The following is a 1,345-nucleotide window of genomic DNA, read 5'->3' as shown; positions in this document are numbered from 1 at the left end:
TTTTTGACACATTTCTGACATATTTTATAAATAATATAGGCGGCCGGAAGACTGTGCTGTATTAACGGTGCTGTATTAACGGCATAACTAATAATAATTTAATCGCTAAGTATATTTAACGAGATTCCAGGATGAGCCTGACTCTCATTAAAATTTTAACAGAAAAAAGGAAGACGAAATGAAAAAGACCCTGATCGCTTCAGCTGTAGCAGCAGCTACTCTATCTACTGGTGTAATGGCAGCAGATAAAGGTATTGAATTCTACGGTGATATCGATGTTGCATATGTACATGCAGATGCTGACGGAAATACTGCCAACGCTGTAATGGATAGTGACTCTACTTTTGGTTTGACTCACTCTCACATGGTTTCTGAAGGCGTAACTGCTTTTGCTAAAGTAGAATTTGAATTCGACGCAGACGAAACTACAGCTGGTATCAACCAGTCTGATGAAATCTATGTTGGTGTTAAAGGTGACTTCGGTTCTGTTCAATACGGTGTTGATGACACAGTATATGAGTGGGTAGACGTAACAGACACTTCTGAGTTTGTTGGCTTAGAAGGCGAATTGGCTGCAGATAGCGAAGTTGAGAACCTACAATATGTTTCTCCTGAGATTGCTGACGGTTTAACTGTTGGTGTAACTTTGCCAGTTGAAAGCAGCTCTGTATTCGCTGGTGCTTTAGCTGCTAAATACGCTATGGATAACCTTGAACTTGCTTTTGCATACTCTATGGGTCGCGAAGAAGCTGGTGTTGAAGCAGAAGATACTATTGGTTTAGGTGCTACTTACTCAATGGATGATATTACTGTAATGCTTGGTTACGAAAGCATGTCAGATACAGTTGATTACATTGGTTTGCAGGGCATGTACACAATGGGTCAGAACCAGTTTGCTCTAGGTTATGGTATGAAGTCTTATGATGGTGCAGAAGACGAAGCGACAATTGCGCTTCAAGCTCTTCATAATGTAACAGATCATTTGTTTGTAGCTCTAGAATACACAACGTCTACTGACCTTGGTGGTGTTGATGGTGCGGATGTTGACGTACTAGCTATCGGCGCTAACTACAGCTTCTAAGTTGTAAGTTTAGAACTAAGCTCTAAAAAGCCGGTGACTTTCACCGGCTTTTTTTTGCCTGAAATTTATGTAAATCAAACGATAAGGTGTTTTGTGCCGAAAGAAATTGAACTAAAACTTAGTGTTGTGGGTGAAAGTCTTGCTGTGCTTGAGAGCTTGGAAGCGTGTTTGAGCAATCAGGGGTTTGTGCTTGAGTTGCAGCGAAAGCCTTTGCAGAATATTTACTATGATACGCCTGATAAGATATTGAACCAGCATCGAATG

The 1,345-nt window shown here is 40.6% G+C and carries 1 protein-coding gene; it reads left to right on the top strand.

Annotated elements, in window-relative coordinates:
- Positions 1–178 precede the first annotated feature (178 nt).
- Positions 179–1,081: a porin gene (locus tag A3761_RS18590; RefSeq protein ID WP_068510236.1), complete on the top strand. Its 903-nt coding sequence runs from the start codon at positions 179–181 to the stop codon at positions 1,079–1,081.
- The last annotated feature ends 264 nt before the right edge of the window (positions 1,082–1,345 follow it).

Source organism: Oleiphilus sp. HI0123, assembly GCF_001635315.1.
The sequence above is the reverse complement of the archived record's forward strand: the minus strand, read 5'-3'. Positions and strand labels throughout refer to the sequence as shown.

Coding starts and splice junctions, on each gene's coding strand:
- A3761_RS18590 (WP_068510236.1), top strand. CDS start 179: ATGAAAAAGACCCTGATCGCTTCAGCTGTAGCAGCAGCTACTCTATCT.